This window comes from Streptomyces sp. AC627_RSS907 (assembly GCF_019049165.1).
Window position 1 is genome coordinate 1 of record NZ_JAGMUE010001524.1, and the last position, 558, is coordinate 558.

Consider the following 558-nt stretch of genomic DNA (forward strand, 5'->3'; position numbering starts at 1 on the left):
GGTGAGGGCCGTGAGCACGATCGTGTTCCGCAGCGGGCCCACCCCGTCCTCCCGGCTCCACGGCGCGACCCACACGCACGGGAACGGCAGCTCGATCCGGGCCTGCGGCGCGTTCGCGTGCGGCAGTTCGAACACCGCCGGGCGCAGCACCGCCGCGCCGTCGCCGAGTTCGTCGACCACGGTGTCGCCGCCGAGCCACGCCGTGGCGCCCGCGGCCTCGGCGTGCAGGAACTTCTCCAGCTCGCGCGCCGCGTCCACCCGCCGCACCGGCAGGACGGCCGCCGCGGACTCCGGCGCCAGCGACGGCAGCCCCGCCAGCCGCTCGGCGATGGCCCGCGCCACCGGCGCCGGGTCGCCCTCGACGAAGACGGCCGTGGTGTTCACGCAGGCGGCGCCGGCCTGTTCGCTGACCGAGGCGACGATCGTGTCCAGGTGGCGCGGGACGTCGGCGTCCGCGGTGACGAGGATCTTGGCCCGGCCCGGCCCGTGCGGCAGCACGGTCGTGCTCGCGCGGTACGCGTCCACCACCGCGTCCCCGCCGTACACCATGGCCAGGTC

1 protein-coding gene is annotated in these 558 nt (G+C 76.9%); it reads right to left on the minus strand.

Annotated elements, in window-relative coordinates:
* Positions 1-558 (minus strand): aldehyde dehydrogenase family protein (locus KUM32_RS42805; protein WP_217146950.1); only part of this gene is annotated, 558 nt, incomplete at both ends.